Source organism: Algoriella xinjiangensis, assembly GCF_900115015.1.
Classification (GTDB): Bacteria; Bacteroidota; Bacteroidia; order Flavobacteriales; family Weeksellaceae; genus Empedobacter; species Empedobacter xinjiangensis.
Window position 1 is genome coordinate 31,607 of sequence record NZ_FOUZ01000004.1, and the last position, 23,950, is coordinate 55,556.

The following is a 23,950-nucleotide window of genomic DNA, read 5'->3' on the forward strand; positions in this document are numbered from 1 at the left end:
CTTAAATTACATCTTGCACTTCTGGATGTTTACCTACATAAACACTTACATAGCTACAAAACGGAATGATTTTTAACTTATTTTTTCTGGCATAATCTACCGCTTCTAACACTAATTTTTCGGCTAAACCTTGTCCTCTCAAATCGGGATTTACGCCAGTATGATTAATTATCATTTGTTCTTCTTTTAAGATAAATGTTAATTCGCCAACGGCTTTATTTTGTTCGTCCATCAATTCGAAAACGCCATTTTTTCCATCCAATTTCAATTCGATATTCATGTTATTTATTTTTATGATTAAGGTAATTTTTTTGAATGAATTGCTTACCAAATATTTTGTTAAAAGTGTATAAATACAACACAAATTTAAGGTCGAAAAGGTTCTTATTCAAACAAAATTTAACTAATATTTGAAGAATTTAAAAATCATCTTTCTAATTGATATTCAACAACAAGGCATTTTATACTATAATAATTGTATAGGTTTGAGTTTTTTTACTTGATAATTTCATACATTTGTTAGATATTTTAGGAAATATTCTTCATATGAAATTTATTGTATCGAGCAACACGTTATTAAAAAATGTTAACTTAATAGGAGGTGTCATTAACTCAAATAACACCCTACCAATTCTTGATAATTTTTTATTCGAATTAGACGGAAATCAATTAAGAATTACTGGATCAGATTTAGAAACAACTATTTCGACAACTTTAGAAGTAGAATCTAATGATAGTGGTAAAATTGCAATTCCATCTAAAATTCTTACAGATACCTTAAAAACTTTTCCAGCTCAACCTCTAACTTTTATTCAAAAAGAAGGAAATACGTTGGAAATTGTATCTGAACAAGGTAACTATCAATTAGCATTTGAAGACGCTAATGAATATCCTCAAACACCAGACATCGAAGATGCTAGTACAACTACTTTAGGAGCAAGTGTATTATCGGAAGCTATTCTGAAAACTATTTTTGCGACAGGAAATGACGAATTACGCCCAATTATGACAGGTGTATTTTTTCAAGCTAGCGATGATGTTTTTCGTTTTGTAGCAACAGATGCTCACCGTTTAGTAAAATATACGCGTACTGGTTTAGAGAATTTACAAGCTGCAGAATACATTATGCCTAAAAAACCACTTAACTTATTGAAAAATATTTTGGGCGGTAATAACGATGATGTTACGATTGAATATAACAAAACAAACACACGTTTTTCATTCCAAAATATCGTGTTAACTTGTCGTTTAATTGATGGTAAATATCCGAATTATGAAGCGGTAATTCCAAAAGAAAATCCAAACGTATTAACGATTAATAGAAACTTATTCTTAACATCTTTAAAACGTGTTGCAATTTTCTCTAACAAAACAACAAACCAAGTTCGATTAAAATTAGTTGGAAATTCATTAACAATTTCAGCAGAAGATATCGACTTTGCAAATAAGGCAGAAGAAAGACTTCCTTGCGATTATAACGGAACAGATTTACAAATCGGTTTCAATTCTCGTTTCTTAATTGAGATGTTGAATAATTTACAATCAGAAGAAGTAACATTAGAAATGTCAGAACCTAACCGCGCAGGAATCATCAAACCAGTAGATGGTTTAGAAGAAGGCGAAGAAATCCTAATGTTAGTAATGCCTGTTATGTTAAACGCATAAGTAACAAGAATACATAAATTCATTTTTTTTAAATACAATGAAAATTTCATACAATTGGCTAAAAACCTACATTGATACAGATATTACGCTAGACGAAATTTCTGCAACACTTACAAGCACAGGTCTTGAAGTAGAAGGTGTAGAACAAGTGGGTGGAGCTAAAAAATACTTGGATACAGTTTTAGTTGGTAAAGTTTTATCAGCTGTTCCGCATCCAAATGCAGATAAATTAAAAGTAACTAAAATAGATTTAGGAGACGGTCTAGAAACACAAATCGTTTGTGGCGCTCCTAATGTAGCTGCTGGTCAAAATGTTCCTGTTGCAACAGTAGGTACAATTTTACCATCTCCAGACGGAGAATTTAAAATAAAGAAAGCCAAAATTCGTGGAGAAGAATCTTTCGGAATGATTTGTTCTGAAGTAGAATTAGGAATTGGTACAGATAATTCAGGAATATTAGTTTTACCTGAAAATCTAACACCAGGAACTCCTGCTTCTCAACTTTTTAATGATGGAGAAATCGATCACGAAATCGAAATTGGTTTAACACCAAACCGCGCAGACGCAATGTCTCATTTTGGTGTTGCCCGCGATTTATATGCTGCCTTAAAAACACGTGACATCGCAACAACCTTCAAAACGTATGATGTTTCTAATTATCCAACTTCAGATTTCGGAAAAAATCCTATTTCTATCGAAGTTAAAGATCTAGAAGCTGCACCACGTTATGCTGGTATTTACTTAAAAAATGTAAAAGTTAACGAATCACCAGATTGGTTAAAGAATCGTTTAAAAGTAATTGGTTTATCACCTATTAACAATGTTGTAGATATCACAAATTATATTTTACACGATTTAGGTCAACCTTTACATGCTTTTGATGCAGATAAAATTGCAGGAAATAAAGTAATTGTTCAGAAATTAGCTGAAGGCACAAAATTTACAACTTTAGATGGCGTTGAACGTACATTAAAAGGACACGAATTAATGATTTGTAACGAAAACGAGCCAATGTGTATTGGTGGAGTTTTTGGCGGACAAGATTCTGGAATTTCAGCTTCTACAACTAATATTTTCTTAGAATCTGCCTATTTTGAGCCTGTAACAATTCGTAAAGGTGCAAAAGGACATGCATTAAATACAGATGCTTCTTTCCGTTTTGAGCGTGGAATTGATCCTAACCTTACCGTTGATGCTTTGAAAAAAGCAGTGATGATGTTAGTTGAAATTACTGGTGCTGAAATTGGTTCGAATATTGACGATATTTACCCTAATCCAATCAAAGATTTTAACGTAAAACTACGTTTAGCAAAAGTGGTTGAATTATTAGGTGTAGAAATCGCTGAAGATAAAATAAAAGCAATTTTAGAAAATCTTGAGATTAAAATTTTATCAGAAACAGACGGAATTTTAGATTTAGAAGTTCCTGCATACCGTGTAGATGTACAACGTGATGTAGATTTGATTGAAGATATTTTAAGAATTTATGGATATGATAATATCGAAATTCCTTCAAAATTTTCTTTCTCATACGTTCCAAATCAAAAAGTAAGTCCAGATAAAATTGAAGATTTTATTGCGCGTCAATTAATCTCTTTTGGATTTAATGAAGCAATGAACAACTCTTTGACAAAAAGAGAATACGAAGAAATTTTCTTTTATCCAGAAGGAGAAAGTGTTGCTATGTTAAATCCGCTTTCTGCTGATTTAGCTGTAATGCGTCGTACTTTATTAAACGGATTATTAGAAAACGTTGCGTTTAACATTAACCGTCGTAATAGTGATGTTAAATTATTTGAGTTCGGTAAAGTTTACCGTAAAATAAACGAAATTTACGAAGAAACAAGATGTTTAGGAATTACACTTTCGGGTAATTTTAACAGCGAATCTTGGACTGGTAATTTACGCAAAGCTTCTTTTGCTGATTTAAAAGGGTTAGTTCAACAAATTTTTGTTCGTTTAGATATTCAAATTACAGATGAAAAACCTGCGAAAGATGATAATTTTTTAGATGGAATCGAGTTTATTTCGAATGGTCAATCATTAGGTAAATTAGGAATTATCAACAAGAAATTAGCGAAGAAAATTGGTGTTAATCAAGATGTTTATTTTGCTCAATTAAATTGGGATGCATTGGTTTCTTTAGCAAATAAACACAATTTAAAATACAAAGAAATCTCAAAATTCCCTGGTTCTCGTCGTGATTTAGCTTTATTAATTGATTCTACTGTTAAGTACGAAGAATTATACAAAGCAACGAAAGAAGTAAAAACGAATTTATTGAAAGCCGTAAATTTATTTGATGTTTACGAAGGCGATAAATTACCTGCAGGTAAAAAATCGTATGCATTAAGTTTTATGATTCAAGATGAAAATAAAACATTAAGCGATCAAGAAATTGATGGATTAATGAATAAATTAATCAAATTGTATCAAGAAAAATTCAACGCAGAATTAAGATAATATAGTCCGATAATTATGAAGATAGCAACTATTTTTTGTACGACACTTTTTGCATTATTTGTAGCAACTTCATGTTCTACAACTGCAAATACAGCGAAATTAAAACCAAAAGGCGAAGTTTCTTTAGCAAACCAAAATTGGTATTTGGTAAATGAAAACGATGTTGTAAAAGGTTTATATGACAAAGATGTTTCGATTGTTATTGACGAAGCAAACGCTACAGTTAGTGGTTTTGCTGGTTGCAATAATTTTACAGCAACTTTTACAAAAGTTAGTGGCGTTACAAGTTTTGTTAATTTTTCTGAAACTAAAATGGCTTGCCCTAATTTAGGAAAAGAAAAAGCTTTTTTATCAATGCTAAAAAATGTAAACAGCTACGAAGTTGTCGGAAAAGAATTACATCTTTATAAAGGAAATATTTTATTGTTGACATTTAAAACTACTTAGTTTTTAAAAATATACATACTAAAAAAAGCGATCAAGAAATTGGTCGCTTTTTTTAATTTTAAAGAAATATGATTATTGAATGGATTAACGTAATTTTGTAGTCTATTTTTAGTCAATAAATATGCCTCAAAACGTAACAATTCGTCTTTCGCCTGCCGAAGCAGCTAACGAAACTATTTTAAAACAACGTTTAGCTTCTGCCGCAAAAACGAAACCCGAAAACATCAATGCTTATCAAATTATACGTCGTTCTTTAGACGCACGTAGCCGAAATATTGTCAATCAATTACAAGCCAATGTTTTTATTAACGAAGATTTTTATGATGCTTTTCAATTCAATCCAAATCTTCAGAATGTAGAAAATGCGCACGAAGTTTATATTGCGGGCGCTGGTCCTGCGGGATTATTTGCCGCTTTAGAATTGATTGAACAAGGTTTAAAACCAATTATAATCGAGCGTGGTAAAAATGTTCGTGATCGCCGACGCGATTTAGCTGCAATGAATAAAGAAGGAAAAGTAAATCCCGAATCTAACTATTGTTATGGTGAAGGTGGTGCTGGAACTTATTCGGACGGAAAATTATATACACGTTCTACAAAGCGTGGAAATATCTTGAAATCTTTGCAATGGTTTGTTCATTTCGGAGCAACAGAACGCATTCTACAAGAAGCGCATCCGCATATCGGAACAAATAAATTACCAGGAATTATCGCTAACATGAGAGAAGCGATTATTGAATGTGGTGGTGAAGTTTTATTCGATACAAAATTGACGGATATTCTTGTCGAAAATAATCAAATAAAAGGAATCGAATTAAATTACGATACAAAAATAAAAACATCTTCATTGATTTTAGCAACAGGGCATTCTGCTCGTGATATTTTCAGAATGTTAGATGAAAAAAATATTTTACTCGAAGCAAAAGCTTTTGCATTGGGTGTTCGTATAGAACATCAACAAGACTTAATCGACGCTTCGCAATACCATTGTCCAATTGGCACAGAACGCAACGAATATTTACCACCTGCATCCTACTCTTTGGTTTCGCAAGAAGCTGGTCGCGGTGTTTTCTCTTTTTGCATGTGTCCGGGTGGAATTATTGCACCTGCATCTACAGACGAAGGAGAATTGGTTGTAAATGGTTGGTCGCCATCAAAACGTGATGGATTTTTTGCAAATTCGGGAATGGTTGTTACCGTTGATGAAAAAGATTTTGCTAAATATGGTTTTACAGGACCTTTAGCTGGAATGAAATTTCAGCAAATGGTCGAACAAAAAGCATGGCAAGTTGGTGGCGGAAGTTTAAAAGCGCCTGCACAACGAATGACTGATTTTGTATCAGGAAAATTATCTAACTCATTAAATGATTGTTCTTATTTACCAGGCTTAACTTCTGGTTTATTAAGCGATGTTTTACCAAAAGAAGTTCATCAATCGTTGCAATTAGGTTTCCAAACATTTGGCAAAAAAATGGATGGTTATTTTACAGAAAACGCAAATGTTGTCGCAACAGAATCTAGAACATCTTCGCCTATTCGTATTCCTAGAAACGAAGAAACGTTAGAACATATTCAAGTTTCAGGATTATTTCCTTGTGCTGAAGGCGCAGGTTATGCGGGTGGAATTATTTCTGCTGCAATGGATGGCGCAAAAGTTGCAATCGCCGTAAAGAATTTTATCAAGAAATAATTGTAAAATGAATCTCATAAAATCAATATTATTTGTCGGACTTGGTGGCGCAATTGGAAGTATTGCTCGTTTTTTGATTTCGTATGGAATTGGAAAAGTGTATACGCAACAATTTCCGTTGGCTACTTTTTTGACAAATAGTATTGGTTGTTTTTTGATTGGCGCTTTGTATGCTTATTCGATCAAAAATAATTTAGGAAACTCATATTTCAATTTTTTATTGATTACTGGTTTTTGTGGAGGTTTTACTACTTTTTCGAGTTTTTCTTACGAAAACTTTAATCTTTTACAACAAAATATATTCATTCCAATTCTTTATATCTTTTCAAGTATTTTGGTTGGATTACTTTTTATAATGATTGGTTTTAAATTATTTAAATAATAGATTATCAATAAAATACATTTCCTCAATAATAGATAATAAAAAATCCTTATTTTTAAGAAATTTTTAAAAATAAGCTATGAGGAAATCATTACTTTTTTGCGGAATTATGTTTAGTTCCGTTTTTACTTATGCACAATTAAATACCGTGAAAAAAACTGATAATAAAGGATACGTTTACGAGATGGTCGAAAATGATCCTTCGAATACTCGAATTTATACCTTAAAAAATGGGCTTAAAATTTATTTAGCTCAATTAAAAGACGAACCGAGAATACAAACTCATATTGCTGTGAAAACAGGTTCTAATAATGATCCAGAAGATAATACTGGTTTAGCACATTATTTAGAGCACATGGTTTTTAAAGGAACTTCTAAAATTGGAACACAAAATTGGAATACCGAAAAACCTTTGATCAAGCAAATTTCTGATTTATATGAACAACATAAAGCAGAAAAAGATCCAGCCAAAAAAATAGCACTTTACAAAAAAATAGATGAAGTTTCGCAAGAAGCATCTAAATATGCAGTTGCGAATGAATATGATAAATTAATTTCGTCTTTAGGAGCGTCTGGCACAAATGCACATACGTCTTTAGAAGAAACTATTTACCACAATAATATTCCGAACAACGAATTAGAAAAATGGTTGATGGTAGAATCTGAGCGCTTCAACGAATTGGTTTTACGCTTATTTCATACCGAATTAGAAGCTGTTTACGAAGAATTTAATCGTTCGCAAGACAATGATAGCCGCTTGGTTTATTATAAAATGATGGAAACATTATTTCCTAAATCGCATTATGGTACGCAAACTACAATTGGAACTTCGGAGCATTTAAAAAATCCATCGATGGTTGCAATTCATAATTATTTCGACAAATACTATGTTGCAAGTAATATGGCGGTGATGCTAATTGGTGATTTTGATTTTGATACTGCTGTTCCTTTAATTGATAAACATTTTGGTAGTTATGCAACAAAACCTGCGCCAGCACAATATGTAGCGAAGGAAGAACCTGTAAAAACTATTGTTACAAGCGAAGTTTACAGTCCTTCATCAGAAAGAGTACAATTTGCTTATCGTTTTGATGGTGCAAAAAGTTCTGATGCAAAATATGCTACATTAATTGATTATATTTTAAGTAATTCTACGGCAGGTTTAATCGATTTAAATATCAACCAACAACAAAAAGCTTTAAGCGCTGGAAGTGGTGCTTCATTTTTCCGTGATTATGGAATGCATTCTTTTTCTGGTGCGCCAAAACAAGGACAATCTTTAGAAGAAGTTCGTGATTTAATTTTTGCTCAAATCGAGAATATCAAAAACGGTAAATTTGAAGATTGGATGATTGATGCTGTTGTAAATGATTTAAAAAAATCGCGTTTACAGAGTTGGGAAAATTCACGTTCTTTAGCTGCAAGCCTTTATAAATCGTACATTAACGATATGCCTTGGGCGCAAGTTGTAGATCAATACAATGATATGGGACGTGTAACGAAGCAAGAATTGATGGATTTCGCGAAAAAACATTACAACGATAATTATGTAATTGTTTACAAACGTCAAGGCGAAAACAAAGATTTGGTTCGAGTTTCTAACCCAGGAATTACGCCAATTCAATTAAATCGTAGTGCTGAATCTGATTTCTATAAAAACTTTATGAAAATCGGAACAAAAGATATTCAGCCAGTTTTTGTTGATTTCAAAAAAGAATTGAAAGAAGGGAAAATCAAAAAAACAAAGTTTACTTCAATCGATAATAAAACAAATGATTTGAGTTCTGTTTACTACATTTCGGATATGGGATCTGACCATAACAAGAAATTAGGTTTAGCAGTTAATTACTTAAATTATTTAGGAACGTCTAAATATTCGCCAGAAAACTTGAAAAAAGAGTTTTATAAAATTGGTGTAGAATACGGTGTAAATGCAGGAACTGACAGAACGTATGTTTATTTAACTGGTTTACAAAAGAATTTACCTGAAGGCATAAAATTATTTGAGCATTTATTAAACGATGCTGTTGCAAATAAAGAATCTTACCAAGAATATGTAAAATCGATTATCAAATCGAGAGCAAATGCAAAAAACAATAAAAATGCAATTGCAGTTGCTTTAAATACTTATGCACAATATGGTGCAGAAAATCGTTTTAGAGATATTGTTTCTGAAGCAGAACTTAATGCAATTGACCCAAAAGAATTGACGCAATTAATCAAAGATTTCTTTAATTATAAACATCAAATTTTCTACTTTGGGAATAATGAAGTTGCAACTAAAAAAGCAATTGAGCAATATCATAACTTTGGAAAAGAGTTAGCTTATCCAGCTAAAAAAGATTTTCCTCAGCCAATAACAGACGGTAAAGTTTATTTTGCACCATACGATATGGTACAAGCAGAAATTAATTTTATTGCGCGCGATACAAAGTATGATCCTACTCTTTTAACGCCTTCTGGAATTTTTAATGAATATTTTGGTGGCGGATTATCATCTATTGTTTTTCAAGAAATTCGCGAATCAAAATCGTTGGCTTATTCGGCACGTGCGAGTTATACAAATGCAAGTAAAAAAGAGTTATACAATTATGTGAGAGCAAATATTGGGACGCAAGCCAATAAATTACCACAAGCTGTAGAAGCAATGAATGAATTGATGAATAATATGCCAAAAGCACCAAATCAATTCGAGAATTCTAAGCAAGCTGCGCTAAAACAAATTGCTACAAAACGTTATACAAAATCTAATATTTTCTTTTATTGGTTGTCGTTACAAGATAGAGGTTTAAACTATGATATTAACAAAGATATTTATACGCAAACATCTACTTTAACGCTAGATCAGTTAAATAATTTCTTTAATCAACACATCAAAGGACAAAAATATAATGTCGGATTGATTGGAAATAAAACAAATTTAGACTGGCAAGCAGTACAAAAATTAGGAGAAATAAAAGAATTGACTTTAGAAGATTTATTCAATTATTAAACTCAAATTAATACAATAAATAAACGCGTTTTAGAAATCTAAAGCGCGTTTATTATTCAACCTACTTATGAAAACTAACCTTATTCAAAAACCAAATAAGGTTCTAATTCTTTAAATTTTTCTTCGCTTATTGCGTAACATCTTTTCAAGATTTTTGCATCCTTAAAACTTCCACCAAGCGAACGTTTAAAATTCATAATTGTATTTGCTTGTTTCTCTGTAAACCCTAAATTTATCCAACCTTGATGATCTAAATTATTTGGATTAAATTTTTCTTTTAAGACCGTTTTAGAGGTCTCTTTTACTTCTTTATACTCTATTTTAGGACTTTCTATTTTATACGCTACAGTTTCTGGTAAATCAATATAAGGTTCCATTTCAGTAAATTTTTCATCACTTATCATGTAACATTTTTTCAATTGATCTTTCGACTTAAATTGACCTCCCAAAATATTTTTATACTTCAAAATAGATTCAGCTTGTTTACCTGAGAAACCTATTTGTTGCCAATCTTTCGCGCTATAATTATTCGGATTAAACTTTGAATATGTTGTTTTTTTCGCTTGATATTTATCTTGTTTCAAATCTTGTTTTGATTTTTCTGGCAATAAAATATACGTTTGCATTTCGTTATATTTCTCGTCATTTATTACAAAACATTTTCTAATTTGTTCTTTACTTGTAAATTTTCCACCAACTATTTGCTTATATTTCATGATGACTTCCGCTTGTTTTGGCGAAAAACCTAATTTCTCCCAACCTTGTTGAGGCAAATCATTTGGATCGAAATTTCGGTAAGCAATCTTTTGTTCCGAATATTTATTTTCAAAAGTTGATTCAGATTTTTCGGGTAGTAAAAGATAAGGCTCTAATTCCTTGTATTTTTCAGCATCAATTACATAACATTTTTTGATTTGCTCTTTACTTGTAAATTCTCCGCCAACAATTCCTTTGTATTTTAAAATAACTTCAGCTTGTCGTTCAGAAAAACCGATTTTCATCCAATCTTCTACCGAATAATCATTTGGATTAAATGCTTTTATCGAATCGTGAAAATTATTTTTTGAGTACGAAGCAAACGATGATTTCTTTGTATCAAGTTGATTTTTGTACGATTCTAATAAAATTCTATCTGCTTGCGTTAATTCAAAATCTGCTTTTTGAATGAAAAAATTTTGAAAAATTTCAAACAATAAGATTAAAATAAAAAGCAAATACAAACTAAATCGTTGCGATTTTGATAAATAAAAAGTAGACTTTTTTAGATAGTTCATTTGATAGTTGTTACGTTTTATAAACAGACCAAATCAAACACGTCACTTTATTGCAAAACAATATAACCTTCAATAGATAAGAAAGTTACAATATTAATTGTATAAAAAAGGTTTTAAGTATTTGTAATTAAGTGGTTACAAATCGAATACAGATTTTCTTTTGATTACAAAGCAATCTTTTATCCAAAAGAAAAATAACATAATAAAATATCCAACAATTGTTAAACCAAAAGTTGCGAAAGATAAATAGATAAAAATTAAGCGCAATTTAGAAACACGAACGCCCAATTTATCTGCAAATCGTGAGATTACATTAAACCATTCATTTTCAGTAAAATTTCTAATATTCTCTTTCATTTATCTTAAAATATGATGTCCGATAGCGCAATTTAAACATTTTTTTTCGAGACAATATCTTTTTTTGAGATGAATTAAGGTTTGCGAATCTTTAGCCGATTTATTTACAAATCCTAAACGCTCAAATTCATCTAAAATAGAATTATGTTCAGGCTCAATTTCATTCAATAAATCCAAGTAAAAATCAATCTCAACTTCATTGTTATTTCGTTCAAAAGCATACCGAATCGAAATAAAAGAATTGATGATTAAATTATTTATTTTATCTTTTGATAGTTTTTTATTGACAGATTTTGACTCATTTTTAAACGTATAATGCGTTTCCCAAAAAGGATTTAATTCTAGTTTATCAAATAATTTATAAAATTCTTGACTATTTTTAAGTTGAATAATTGTCGAAAATAATGCTTGATGCGTCGCATAAATAGAAGCCAATTGCGCTAAACGAATTGTTGGAAAACCAATTGGACGCATTTTCGAAAACTTAAATAAATGCGATGAAATTGAATGTAATTGAAACTTCTGTTTTAGAAAATTATATTCATTTTTTAATTGCTTAAAATAATCATTCTCATAAACTTCATCTAAAAATCCAGCTTGCCCAAAAAACAATGCTTCAACTTTTAACGCGTCGTATTGTATTTTTTGTAAAACTTTAAACGGAAATGAATTTGCCCAAAGTTCAAAAATCTCAACATTTACTTTTAATCCAAAATTTTTGGCAAGACTTTTAAACAACGTTTCTTCCCAATTTTGTTGATTTTCACTTAACATTTTTTCAATTACTTCCGTTTTTTCTTCAAAACGTTCAATTAATAATCGTTCAAACCAAAAAGAAAAATCGCTAAAGTCTAAACCAGAAATAAAATTTTCGCAATATATTTTTTCAAATTTAGATTGAATAATTGTTTCATAATTATAAACAATTTCTGGCTTAATAAAATCTTGTAAAATCAAGGTTTGAACGTTTCGTTGTCTCAAAAAATCAATCTCTACATCATGATTCCACACAACATGTAAAATTACATTTTGATACGATAAATCGGTTGAATGATGATGTAAATTCCAATCCGAAGAATTAACATGCATTTCCACAGAACCCGACCAAAGTTTATCTGCAATTACAATTTCGGCATGCAAAAAATCTGGACCAGCATTCATATTATACTGTCCAATATTTACAATTTCAATGTAATCGCCATGATAAGTTCGCAAATCTTGATGCGTAAACAGCTTGAAATTCCAGATGTAATGTAGAAAAATTTATTTCATAAATTAATCTTATACAGTAAGTTAATTAAATTTATGAAAATAATTAATTAAAATATTAAATTTAATTAAACGTTTGTTTAACTTTGCGCGTTCATTTTTTGAAAACCATGAAAATAAGTGATAAGAAAATAGAGATTTTAAAAGCTGCGGAAAAAGTTTTTGGTATTCGCGGAATTGATGCGGCAAGTGTTCGCGAGATTTCGAAAGAAGCAAAAATTAATGTCGCTATGATTAGCTATTATTTTGGTTCGAAAGATAAATTAGTTGAAGCATTATTTAGCTGGCGAATTTATAATTTGAATACAATATTAGAAGATATTGCGCAAAATTCTAGTTTAACGCCTTTTGAAAAACTCCAGGAAATACTAAAAACTTATTTGAATCGAATTTTAGATAATCATGAATTTCACCGCATTATGGTGAGAGAATATGCTAAAAAAGATTCGATTTTAGAAGTTGCACAACAAATAAATGGACTAAAAATAGAGAATTTAGTTTCGATCAAAAAAGTGATTAGCGAAGGTTATCAAAAAGGTGTTTTTAAAAGAGAAGCGCCAGCAGAAGCTGTAGTTATGGTTGTAATTGGTGGAACTTCTTACTTAATATTAAACGAAAAAACATATTTAGAATTATGGGGAATTAAGACGCATGAAGAGTTTAAACAACGCATTCATTCCGAATATTACCCTTACTTAATTGATTCTTTAAAAGCAATTTTACTATACGATGAAAAATAAATTTTTCTTACCGATTTGTTTAGTTATTGCAACTTTAGCTCAGGCACAAGAAAATAATGTGTCTTTACAGGAGATAATTCAACAAAGTTTACAGAATAGCAAAGCTGTAAAAGTTGCCGAAGCTGCTAAAAATACGAGTGAGTATAAGGTGCAAAGTGCAAAAAACAATCGTTTACCAGACGTGTCGCTTAGCGGACAATACATGCATTTGTTTACAACAACAAATGTAGATTTAAAAATTCCGATGGGAAATTCGACAGGTTCTTCTGGTGGAGGAATAGAGCCAAGTCAATTATTATTAGGACAAGCAAGCGCTTCTGTTCCATTGTTTGCAGGATTCAAAATTAAAAACGGAATTAAGCAAAGCGAATTGATGGTTGATTTATCAAATCTACAAATCGAAGGAACAAAAGAAAACGTGGTTTGGCAAGCAATCAATTTATATTTTGGTTTATACAAAACGCAACGTTCTATTGATGTTTTGAATGAAAACATGGTTAGAGCAAATCAACGTGTAAAAGATTTTCAGAATTTTTTGGATAACGGAATTATCTCTAGAAATGATTTGTTACGCGCAAAATTGCAATCATCAAATGTACAAGTTGCAATTGACGAAGCTGAAACGCAATACAAAAACATCAATTATAGATTGAATATTTTGACTGGACAAGATGATTCAAAAATTGTTCATGTAGAAAATGTAGAAAGTTTAAACACGCTTCATCAAAATGCTGGAGATTATATGAGTCGTACAGATGTAAAAAGCTACGATTTAAAAAATCAAATGGCAGAAAATCAAATCAAAATTGCAAAAGCAGATTATTATCCACAATTGGCTTTATCAGCAGGATATATTGCAATGGATATTGATAAAGTTGCTTCTGTTACCAATGCTACAAATGTTGGTGTTGGTTTAAAATATGATCTTTCTTCTTTGTACAAAAATAAAGCTGAAGTTGAAATTGCAAAAGCGCAGAAATTAGAAAACGAATTGCAAAAAGAAACAACTATTGATAAAGCTAAAGTTGAAATGAACGATGCTTATCAAAAGTTTGATTTATCAAAAAAGAAAAATAACGTTTACAAAGAAGCTGTAGAACAAGCCAATGAAAATTATCGTATTGTGAAAGATAAATATGACAATGGTTTAGCTGATACAGATGATTTACTAGAAGCAGACGTGCAGCAATTACAAGCAAAAATTAATCAAATTGTAGGAGATGCAGACGAGCAATTAGCTGTTTACGAATACTACTACACAACAGGAATTTTATTAGAAAACATACAATAGACCTCTTAAAGATGGAAGAAAATAATCAACAAAAGAAAAAAATGAATACCAAATTTATAGTTGTTCTTGTAGCATTAGTGCTAATTGGAGGAGGCTATGGTGTTTATAAATATTTGCACGGAAAAGCGCACGAAATTACTGATGATGCGCAAATAGAAGCTAAAATTACACCTGTAATTCCAAAAGTATCGGGTTACATAAAAAAGATTTTAGTTGAAGATAATCAAATGGTAAAAAAAGGAGACACATTAGTTGTTATTGATGGATCTGAATTTGCCTTGAAATTACAACAATCACAAGATGCATTGTTACAAGCAGAAGGTCAATTAGGTGTTGCCAATGCAGGCGTTAGTACTGCTGGTGCTGCAATTGGTGTTACACAAGCTGGTGCAATTGCTGCAAATACAACAATAGAAACTGCGCAAGCAAGTGTAAATACTGCACAAGCCAATGTAGAAGCTGCAAAAGTACAAGTTTGGAGAACGAAAAATGATTTTGATCGTTACGATAAATTGTTCCAAAATCAGTCAATTACAAGACAACAATATGAGCAAGCTTTGGCTGCAAAAGAAACTGCAGAAAAACAGTTGAGAGTTGTACAAGAACAATTAAGTGTTGCAAAAGCACAAATGAATGCGACGGCTAAACAAGCTGAAGCAACGGCTAAACAAGTCAATACTTCGAGAGCGCAAGCAGATGCTTCTAAAGCTCAAATAAAAGTTGCAGAAGCAACAATTGGTCAAAGCAAAACAACTATCGAAAATGCTAAGTTGTATTTATCATATACGTATGTAATTGCTGCCGAAGATGGTCAAGTTTCTAAAATTAACTTACAACCAGGTCAATTGGTACAAGCTGGTCAAGCATTATTCAACATTGTAAAAACAAATAATCTTTGGGTTGTTGCGAATTATAAAGAAACGCAATTAGAAAATATTAGAGAAGGACAAGAAGCTGTAATTAAAGTTGATGCTTATCCAAATCACGAATTTAAAGCAAAAGTTACTTCATTATCTCCAGCAACAGGTGCTAAATTTGCGCTATTGCCACCCGATAATGCATCTGGTAACTTTGTTAAAACAGTTCAACGTTTACCGATTAAAATCGAGTTTGTTGATAAGAATGACGAAATGTTAAAACTAATTCGTCCAGGTATGAACGTTGAGGCTGACATTCTTTTAAAATCGAATACTACAACGAAATAATAACACCTATTCAGAAAAATTATGGAAGAGAATAATTTAGTTGAATATGGTTCACGACGTGTAATTATAACCATTACTGCCATTATGTGTGCGCTGTTAGAAATTGTAGATACTACAATTGTTAACGTTGCCATGAATGATATGAAAGGTAGTTTGGGTGTTTCTTTAACCGATATTGCGTGGGTAGTTACTGCCTATGCAATTGCCAATGTTATTGTGGTTCCGATGACAAGTTGGTTGTCTCAACAATTTGGACGACGCAACTATTTTGCTGCCTCAATTATCATATTTACAGTCGCCTCTTTTCTTTGTGGAAATGCGTCTTCATTATGGGAAATTATCCTTTTTAGATTTATACAAGGTTTAGGAGGTGGTGCATTATTGGTAACCTCGCAAACCATAATTACCGAAAGTTATCCGCCCGAAAAACGTGGATTAGCACAGGCAATTTACGGAATGGGTGTTATTGTTGGTCCAACATTAGGACCACCACTTGGAGGATATATTATTGATAATTGGTCTTGGCCATACATCTTTTACATCAATATTCCGATTGGAATTGTTGCTACGATGTTAACAATAATGTTTGTTAAAAGTCCTAAATATGCAGAAAAATCTAAACTAAGTCAAGTCGATTTTATTGGAATTATACTTTTAGCAATTGCCGTAGGATCTTTACAATATGTGTTAGAACATGGTCAACAAGACGATTGGTTTAGCGATTCTACAATCGTAATTTTAAGTATTTCTACAGTTTTTGGATTTATACTTTTTGTATGGAGAGAATTAATTGCCAAACATCCAATTGTAAACCTACGTGTACTTAAAGATTCTAATTTAGCAATTGGTACAATTTTATCCTTTATTTTAGGATTTGGTTTATACGGATCAACATTTATTATACCAATTTATACGCAATCAATTTTAGGTTGGACAGCTACTGATGCAGGATTATTATTAATTCCTTCATCATTAATGACTGCCTTTATGATGCCAATTATTGCAACAATGTTACAAAAAGGTGTTTCGCCAAAATACTTAGTTGCAGGAGGATTCTTAATCTTTTTCTGTTACAGTTTTTGGTCGTCACAAATACTTACACCAGACACAGGATCAGAACATTTCTTTTGGCCATTAATTGTACGTGGAGTTGGATTAGGCTTATTGTTTGTACCCGTTACAACTTTATCCCTATCAAGTTTAAAAGGACAACAAATTGGAGAAGGTGCCGCTTTTACTGGAATGATGCGTCAATTGGGTGGATCTTTTGGTATCGCAATTATCACCACTTTTATTTCACGTTTAACTGTTGGTCATCGCATGAATTTAGTTTCACATCTTGATTCATCTGATTATGATGTTCAAAAATACATCGAAAATTTGCAGATGAGTTTTATAGGAAAAGGTTTCGCGCCAAACGAAGCACTTAATAAAGCTTACAATTTACTCGATTTACAAGTAACCAAACAAGCAACTGTATTAACGTATATGGACGTTTTCTTGTATTTAGGAGTTGTATTTTTAATCTGTATACCGTTTATTTTATTCTTCATCAAAAAAGGTGCGGGTAAAGTAATTAGTGCGGGACATTAAGAAGAATAATTATTTTATTTTCAAGTTTTTTATACCTAAAAATCCATCTCAATTAATTGAGATGGATTTTTTCTTTCAAATTATATTCACAAAAAAAGCGTTTCAAATTGAAACGCTTTTTTATTTATTTTAGACTGATTCGATTTTAATAATCGTCATCAGAACCTTTTAATTTCTCTGCATTTTCTGCCATTTTAAGAGCATCAATCATTTCATTAATATCACCATTCATAAAGTTATCCAAATTATAAATAGATTTATTAATACGGTGATCTGTTACACGACCTTGTGGATAATTGTACGTTCTAATTTTCGCCGAACGGTCACCAGTTGATACCAATGATTTACGTTGAGCAGAACGTTCAGAATGTTTCTTCTCAAACTCAATTTCGTATAATTTTGTACGCAATAATTGCAACGCTTTTTCTTTGTTTTTTAACTGAGAACGTGCTTCTTGACATACAATTACAATACCAGATGGTTTATGTGTTAATTGTACTTTTGTCTCTACCTTATTTACGTTTTGCCCTCCAGCACCAGACGAACGAGATGTTTGATATTCTAAATCTGCCGGATTGATTGTTACATCGACTTCTTCTGCTTCTGGTAAAACTGCAACCGTAATTGCCGAAGTGTGTACGCGACCTTGAGATTCTGTTTCTGGAACACGTTGTACGCGATGAACACCAGATTCATATTTTAAAGTTCCGTAAACAGCATTACCTTCTACCTGCATAATAAGCTCCTTAAAACCTTTACCCGAAGATTCAGATGAGTTTAAAACCTCATGTTTCCAACCTTTTTCCTTAAAATACATTGTATACATACGGTAAACATCTTCCACAAAAATTGCAGCCTCATCTCCTCCTGTACCCGAACGTAGTTCTACGATAACGTTTTTATCATCTTCTGGATCTTTCGGAATTAACATCATTTTAATGTCTTCCTCTATTTCTGGAATTTTATTGATTGCTTCATCTTTCTCGATTTTAGCTAACTCAACCATCTCAGCATCAGAACCATCAGCGATTATTTCGTCTGCTTCATCAATCACATTAATCAAATCTTCGTATTCTTTTTGCTTTTCTACAAAGTCTTTAAGATCAGAATATTCTTTGTTTAATTTTGCGTAACGAGCTTGATCTGTCACGATATCTGGCTGAATAATTAAATCCGAAACCTCATCGAAACGTTGTTTGATTGCTCTTAATTTATCTAATAGACCTAAATCTGCCATATTCTTTTATTGGATTGCAAAGATACAATAACTCAAGGGATTCAAGAAATTTGAATTAAAAAAACCGACGATTAATCGTCGGTTTTTTATATTATTTAAAAATTTAGAAATTATTTTTTGATAATCTTTTGAGTAAATTCACTATCTCCTTTTACTTTTAAGATGTAAACACCTTTAGGTAAATTAGAGATATTGTAACTATCTGCTTTATAAAATGAAGCGACTTTTTTACCTGTTAGGTCAACAACTTCAACTTTAATATTTTTAGCTGTTGCTGGTAAATCAATTTTAAAATCGGCTGTTATTGGATTTGGATAAACTGATATTTTTTTAGAATTAACTTCAGATACAGCTAAGGTTCCTGCAACAAGAGATACATCATCTATTTCAATCGAAAATTGATCTGTTACATCATGATGTCTAAAAGTAATATAAACACTGCTTTCTCCTGCAAATTTAGAGACATCTAACGAGCGATCTGTCAATACATTTACGCCATCTAACGATTTTTCATTAAAAAAAACGTCACTCGCTAATATATCAGCTTGTACATTTGATTTAGAAACACATACAGTATATTGTTCTTTATCACTATTTTTATCAATAGAAGAAACCTTCCATTTTAAGGTAATTTTTTCACCTTGCTTATAATTACTTAAATCAATTTTTGGAGTAATAGCATAATTATTTGGTTTTAATGCTTTATTAGCCCATGAAATAGATCTTAATACAGGAGTAGGATACAAATTTGTATTTGCCATCTGAACTACATACCAATTAAATCCATCTGCATCTGCATCAATCAGCGTCCAATCACTTATGTCTTTATCATTAAAATCATCAGACCAAATAACCGTTTGAGCTGATAATGTAGATAAGGTAGATAGTGTTAAAATAGAGAATAAAAATTTTTTCATGATTTTTTTTAATGTTTAATTAATGATTTATAAACTTATTTAAAAAAAAATGAAAAAGAATATTTTTGTATTAAAGTTTGCTTTTTATAATTATTTAAAATAAATACCGTTTTATTGAAATAATATAAAAGAATCATATTAATATTAAGAATTTTTTCATTTAATTAGATATTTATCGTACAAATAATATTCCATATACTTTGTAAATACCTACAAATTGTTCTGCTAATTCTTGAATTTTATTGATTATTACATCTTTTTTTTCGATTTTAGTTAATTCAACCAGTTTCATTTATCTACTCTCCTTCAAACACATTAATTAAGTCTGCGTATTATTTTATTGAATATAAATGTTCAATAACTCTAGCAATTAAAAATTGAATTAAAAAAAAACCGACGATTAATCGTCGGTTTATAATTATTTTAAAAATTTAGAAATTATTTTTTGATAATTTTTTGAGTAAATTTATTTACTCCATCTGTAACAGTTAGAATATAAATTCCTTTATTTAATTCAGAAATATTATAAGTTTCATTTCCTGAGAATGATTTAACTTTTTTCCCTGTTAAATCTGTAACAGTAACTTGAACTTTAGACGAATTATAAGATTGACTTAAATTTAATTTGAATTCATCCTGAACTGGATTAGGATAAATAGAAACTTTAGCTTGATTTAAATCACTTACACCTAATGTTTCTCCCGTTACTTTTACATCATCTAAAGATATATAATCCATATCTGTCACGTTATGATGTCTAAATGTTACAAAAACACTTTTACCTGCAAATGCTGAAATATCTACACTCTTAGTTTGCACCCCTGGAATACCACCAGCTCCTTTATAAGTTTCAGTAAAAACTGGAGTTTCTAAAACTGCTTCATAAACATCTTCTAAAGTATGTACATAAACAGAATAATTCTCACTATTCCATGCTGTGTTATTAGCTGCTGTAACTTTCCACTCTAATTTAATAGGTCCAGATACCTTTGTTAAATCAATTAATGGTGACGTTGCAGCATTATCAGGTGTTAATGGTGCAACTTGCCAAGATCTTGATATCAAAGAAATTGGTGTAGATGGTTGTCCAGCTGTATCTGGCACAAAATACATATCTCCAAAATTATAACCATCTCCATCCATGTCTTCAAAAACCCATCCTGCAGGCGGAGTAGTTGTTGTTGCTTTATTAAAGTCTTCGAAATAAACTACACTTTGAGCATTTGCAGAAACTGCAGCAATTGTTAAAAAAGAAAATAAAATTTGTTTCATAAATAAATTTTTAGTGTTAATTAAATATTAATGTTTTTGTAAAACTAACAAAAAAAAATGAAACAACAATATTATAATGCAAAAATTTGTTTTTTTATAATTATTCAAAATAAACACGTTTTTGTTGAAAATATAAATAAAAAAAGCCTTCAATAACGAAGGCTTTAATATATAATTAGATATTTTATCGTGTAAATAACATTTCACGGTATTTTGTTAATGGCCACAAATTGTTATCGATTAATTCTTCTAATTCATCCGAATTGTAACGAATTATATCAAACAATGGTTTCACATTAGCACCATAATATTCTGCTTGTTTTTGGTGATTAGAAACTTCACTTGCAGCTTTTGTTTCGATAACTAATTTATCTGTTGCAGCTTTTATTGCATTAATATGTGTAGAAATTGCACGGATAATATCAATTTGATTTTTAGCTAAATCTTTAAATTCATCAGCAAAAATATCTTTTAAACCTTTTACGTTTTTCACCAAAACATTTTGGTAAGTAACAGCTGCCGGAATAATTTGTGATAAAACTAAATCAACCAAAACATTTGCTTCGATAGAAATCTTAGTCGAATATTTTTCTAACTTTATTTCGTTACGCGCTTCAACTTCACGAGCAGATAATACACCTGTTTTCTCGTAAATCTCAATATATTTTGGATTTAATTCTAATTTTAAAGCTTCAGGAGTTGTTTTATAATTGTTTAAACCACGCTCTTCAGCCAATTCAACCCAATTATCAGAATATCCATCTCCTTCAAATAAAATATTACGAGAAGATTTTACATACTCGCGCAATACATTAAAAATTGCTTCATCTTTAGATAATCCACCTTCAACTAAAGCATCAACTTCTTTCTTAAAATCTTTTAATTGTTGTGCAACAATTGTATTAATAACCGTCATTGTTTCTGCACAGTTTGCAGATGAACCAACAGCTCTAATTTCAAATTTATTTCCTGTAAACGCGAATGGTGAAGTTCTGTTTCTATCTGTATTGTCTAATAAAATTTCTGGAATTTTACCAACAACATTCAATTTTAATTCTGTTTTTTCTTCAGGAGATAATTTTCCTTCTCTTACTTTTTCTAATTCATCTAAAACAGTTGTTAATTGTGATCCGATGAAGATAGAAATAATTGCTGGAGGTGCTTCATTTGCTCCTAAACGGTGATCGTTACCAGCTTCTGCAATTGCAGAACGTAACATATCTCCATATTCAGAAACCGCTTTAATTGTATTGACAAAAAACGTTAAGAACTGTAAATTTTTCTTTGGATTTTTACCTGGAGATAATAAGTTTTCACCTGTATCTGTAGATAAAGACCAGTTATTGTGTTTACCAGATCCATTAACACCTGCAAATGGTTTTTCGTGTAATAAAACTTTAAAATCATGTTTTTTAGCAATACGTCCCATCAAATCCATTAACAATGAATTGTGATCAACCGCTTGATTTGCCTCCTCAAACATTGGCGCACACTCAAATTGATTTGGCGCAACCTCATTGTGACGAGTTGTAATTGGAATACCTAATTTCATAGATTCTACTTCCAAATCTTGCATATAAGCCATTACACGCATTGGTATTGCTCCAAAATAATGATCATCTAATTGTTGACCTTTTGCAGGAGAATGTCCTACCAAAGTACGACCAGTCATTTGTAAATCTGGACGAGAATTATATAAATTTAAATCAACCAAGAAATATTCTTGCTCCCATCCTAAAGTTGATTGAACTTTTGTTACATTTTTGTCAAAAAATTTTGCTACATCTGTCGCTGCATCATCAACTGCTTGTAAAGCTCTTAACAATGGTACTTTATAATCTAAAGTTTCTCCTGTGTAAGAAATAAATACAGATGGAATAAACAATGTTGTTCCGATGATAAATGCTGTAGATGTAGGATCCCAAGCTGTGTAACCACGTGCCTCGAATGTATTACGAATTCCTCCATTTGGAAATGAAGAAGCATCTGGCTCTTGTTGAATTAATGTAGAACCTTCGAAAGTATCAATTGCACGACCATCTTCTGTTGGACGGAAAAAAGAATCGTGTTTTTCTGCAGTTGTACCAGTTAATGGCTGAAACCAGTGTGTAAAATGTGTTACTCCTTTAGAAATAGCCCAATCTTTCATTGCAGATGCAACTTGATCAGCAAATTCACGTGGAATTTTAGTTCCTTTCTCTTTAGCAGAGATAATTGCTTTAAAAGCTGGTTTTGGCAAATATTCTCTCATTGTGTCATGAGAAAATACATTTTGATTGAATAAAACTGATAATCTTTCTTCAATAACAATCTTTTCAGCTTGTTTATTAACTGTTTTTTCTAATGCTTTAAATCGTAATGTAGACATTATGGTTGTTTTTTTGTTTGATGAAGCAAAAATAAAACAAAAAATAATACACACCCCTATTTTTTTAGGGGGTAAATAAAATTTTTACTATTATTTTACATAAACCGTCTAAATATAGTAGCTGAAAAATGTATAGAAACAAAAAAAGCAGTTTTAAATTGCTTTAAAACTGCTCTCGACACTCATAATATAAAAAGTTGTTGGCCTTATCTGAAACGATCTACTGATTTTACAAGGTCATTATCCTTCTTAATCAAACGATTGGCAATTGACAGAAGCACAATCGAAGCTAAAGGAACTAATGCCCAAATACCCTTCTCAGAATTTTCTTCTCCAGGTAATGTGAATAGACAGTATAAAAAAGAACCAATTAATATAACATTCAACACAATGTTTAACCCATCTAATACTAATTGTATGTTACGCTTTTTGAAAAGCATGATGGTTAAAAATGAAATTAAAGCTGATGCAAAAAACGCAATTGAAAAAATATAATCTCCTTTTTCTGGATTTGATAACCATTGCAATGGAATATCAAATAACTTATCAAAATTCATTGCGAATATACTTGAGATTATTCCACTAAAGAATAAATAAATACTTTGCTTTCTCTGAATCATTTCTTTTATTTCGTATACAAATGTAAAAAAAAATTTTGAGTTTTTATAATTATTCGTACTATTGCATTAATAAATCTCAAATTTATACGCTTTATAACAATTCTATTGTTATGATTCCCAATTACTTTATTGTATTCAAAAAAATATACACATTAATACCTTTGTTA

At 30.8% G+C, this 23,950-nt stretch carries 19 protein-coding genes; 10 read left to right on the forward strand and 9 right to left on the reverse strand.

Going from position 1 to position 23,950, the window contains the following annotated elements:
• Window position 1: 1 nt before the first annotated feature.
• Window positions 2-280: a GNAT family N-acetyltransferase gene (locus tag BM072_RS04375; protein ID WP_092906946.1), complete on the reverse strand. Its 279-nt coding sequence runs from the start codon at window positions 278-280 to the stop codon at window positions 2-4.
• A gap of 266 nt (window positions 281-546) precedes the next feature.
• On the opposite strand from BM072_RS04375, the gene dnaN reads away from it, so the two are divergent.
• The 6 genes from dnaN (at window position 547) to BM072_RS04405 (ending at window position 9,640) form a co-directional block, all read left to right on the forward strand.
• On the forward strand, window positions 547-1,665 hold the full coding sequence (dnaN, locus tag BM072_RS04380) for a DNA polymerase III subunit beta (protein WP_092906948.1): 1,119 nt from the start codon (window positions 547-549) through the stop codon (window positions 1,663-1,665).
• 37 nt (window positions 1,666-1,702) lie between these two features.
• Complete coding sequence (gene pheT / locus BM072_RS04385) at window positions 1,703-4,129, forward strand: phenylalanine--tRNA ligase subunit beta (RefSeq protein ID WP_092906950.1); 2,427 nt, start codon at window positions 1,703-1,705, stop codon at window positions 4,127-4,129.
• A gap of 15 nt (window positions 4,130-4,144) precedes the next feature.
• Window positions 4,145-4,576, forward strand: a complete 432-nt coding sequence (locus tag BM072_RS04390; protein ID WP_092906952.1) for an META domain-containing protein — start codon at window positions 4,145-4,147, stop codon at window positions 4,574-4,576.
• A 121-nt stretch (window positions 4,577-4,697) separates the two neighbouring features.
• Window positions 4,698-6,266, forward strand: coding sequence for an NAD(P)/FAD-dependent oxidoreductase (locus tag BM072_RS04395; RefSeq protein WP_092906954.1), 1,569 nt, complete (start codon window positions 4,698-4,700; stop codon window positions 6,264-6,266).
• Between the two features lie 7 nt (window positions 6,267-6,273).
• Window positions 6,274-6,648: a fluoride efflux transporter CrcB gene (crcB, locus tag BM072_RS04400; RefSeq protein ID WP_177190253.1), complete on the forward strand. Its 375-nt coding sequence runs from the start codon at window positions 6,274-6,276 to the stop codon at window positions 6,646-6,648.
• Window positions 6,649-6,727: 79 nt separating this feature from the next.
• On the forward strand, window positions 6,728-9,640 hold the full coding sequence (locus BM072_RS04405; RefSeq protein ID WP_092906956.1) for a M16 family metallopeptidase: 2,913 nt from the start codon (window positions 6,728-6,730) through the stop codon (window positions 9,638-9,640).
• Between the two features lie 80 nt (window positions 9,641-9,720).
• On the opposite strand, the gene BM072_RS04410 is transcribed toward BM072_RS04405, so the two are convergent.
• The 3 genes from BM072_RS04410 to BM072_RS04420 form a co-directional block, all read right to left on the reverse strand.
• The gene (locus tag BM072_RS04410; protein ID WP_092906958.1) at window positions 9,721-10,914 is read right to left on the reverse strand and encodes a ComEA family DNA-binding protein; all 1,194 of its coding nucleotides are present in this window, start codon (window positions 10,912-10,914) and stop codon (window positions 9,721-9,723) included.
• A gap of 135 nt (window positions 10,915-11,049) precedes the next feature.
• Window positions 11,050-11,271 carry a PspC family transcriptional regulator gene (locus BM072_RS04415; protein WP_092906960.1) on the reverse strand — a complete coding sequence of 74 codons (222 nt, stop codon included), beginning with the start codon at window positions 11,269-11,271 and terminating at the stop codon, window positions 11,050-11,052.
• Entirely contained in the window at window positions 11,272-12,534 is a 1,263-nt protein-coding gene (locus tag BM072_RS04420; RefSeq protein ID WP_092906962.1) for a DUF2851 family protein, read from the reverse strand.
• 116 nt (window positions 12,535-12,650) lie between these two features.
• Between BM072_RS04420 and BM072_RS04425 the strand changes: the two genes are divergently transcribed.
• From BM072_RS04425 to BM072_RS04440, 4 genes are read left to right on the forward strand one after another with little or no spacing between them, the layout of a single operon-like run.
• Complete coding sequence (locus BM072_RS04425; protein WP_092906964.1) at window positions 12,651-13,280, forward strand: TetR/AcrR family transcriptional regulator; 630 nt, start codon at window positions 12,651-12,653, stop codon at window positions 13,278-13,280.
• The gene (locus tag BM072_RS04430) at window positions 13,270-14,571 is read left to right on the forward strand and encodes a TolC family protein (RefSeq protein WP_092906966.1); all 1,302 of its coding nucleotides are present in this window, start codon (window positions 13,270-13,272) and stop codon (window positions 14,569-14,571) included. The genes BM072_RS04425 and BM072_RS04430 overlap by 11 nt, the downstream gene beginning before the upstream one ends.
• Before the next feature lie 11 nt (window positions 14,572-14,582).
• Window positions 14,583-15,776: an HlyD family secretion protein gene (locus BM072_RS04435; RefSeq protein WP_092906968.1), complete on the forward strand. Its 1,194-nt coding sequence runs from the start codon at window positions 14,583-14,585 to the stop codon at window positions 15,774-15,776.
• A 21-nt stretch (window positions 15,777-15,797) separates the two neighbouring features.
• Window positions 15,798-17,369 (forward strand): DHA2 family efflux MFS transporter permease subunit, encoded by a 1,572-nt coding sequence (locus tag BM072_RS04440; RefSeq protein WP_092906970.1) that lies wholly within the window; start codon window positions 15,798-15,800, stop codon window positions 17,367-17,369.
• Between the two features lie 145 nt (window positions 17,370-17,514).
• Here BM072_RS04440 and prfA read toward each other — a convergent pair whose 3' ends face one another.
• The 5 genes from prfA to BM072_RS04465 all read right to left on the reverse strand — a co-directional run bounded on the left by prfA (window position 17,515) and on the right by BM072_RS04465 (window position 23,783).
• Window positions 17,515-18,606, reverse strand: coding sequence for a peptide chain release factor 1 (gene prfA / locus BM072_RS04445; RefSeq protein ID WP_092906972.1), 1,092 nt, complete (start codon window positions 18,604-18,606; stop codon window positions 17,515-17,517).
• A gap of 110 nt (window positions 18,607-18,716) precedes the next feature.
• The gene (locus BM072_RS04450) at window positions 18,717-19,523 is read right to left on the reverse strand and encodes a T9SS type A sorting domain-containing protein (protein WP_092906974.1); all 807 of its coding nucleotides are present in this window, start codon (window positions 19,521-19,523) and stop codon (window positions 18,717-18,719) included.
• A gap of 438 nt (window positions 19,524-19,961) precedes the next feature.
• Complete coding sequence (locus tag BM072_RS04455) at window positions 19,962-20,795, reverse strand: T9SS-dependent choice-of-anchor J family protein (RefSeq protein ID WP_092906976.1); 834 nt, start codon at window positions 20,793-20,795, stop codon at window positions 19,962-19,964.
• A 184-nt stretch (window positions 20,796-20,979) separates the two neighbouring features.
• Window positions 20,980-23,163 carry a glutamine synthetase III family protein gene (locus BM072_RS04460; protein ID WP_092906978.1) on the reverse strand — a complete coding sequence of 728 codons (2,184 nt, stop codon included), beginning with the start codon at window positions 23,161-23,163 and terminating at the stop codon, window positions 20,980-20,982.
• Between the two features lie 206 nt (window positions 23,164-23,369).
• Window positions 23,370-23,783, reverse strand: a complete 414-nt coding sequence (locus BM072_RS04465) for a DUF4293 domain-containing protein (RefSeq protein ID WP_092906980.1) — start codon at window positions 23,781-23,783, stop codon at window positions 23,370-23,372.
• Window positions 23,784-23,950: the final 167 nt, after the last annotated feature.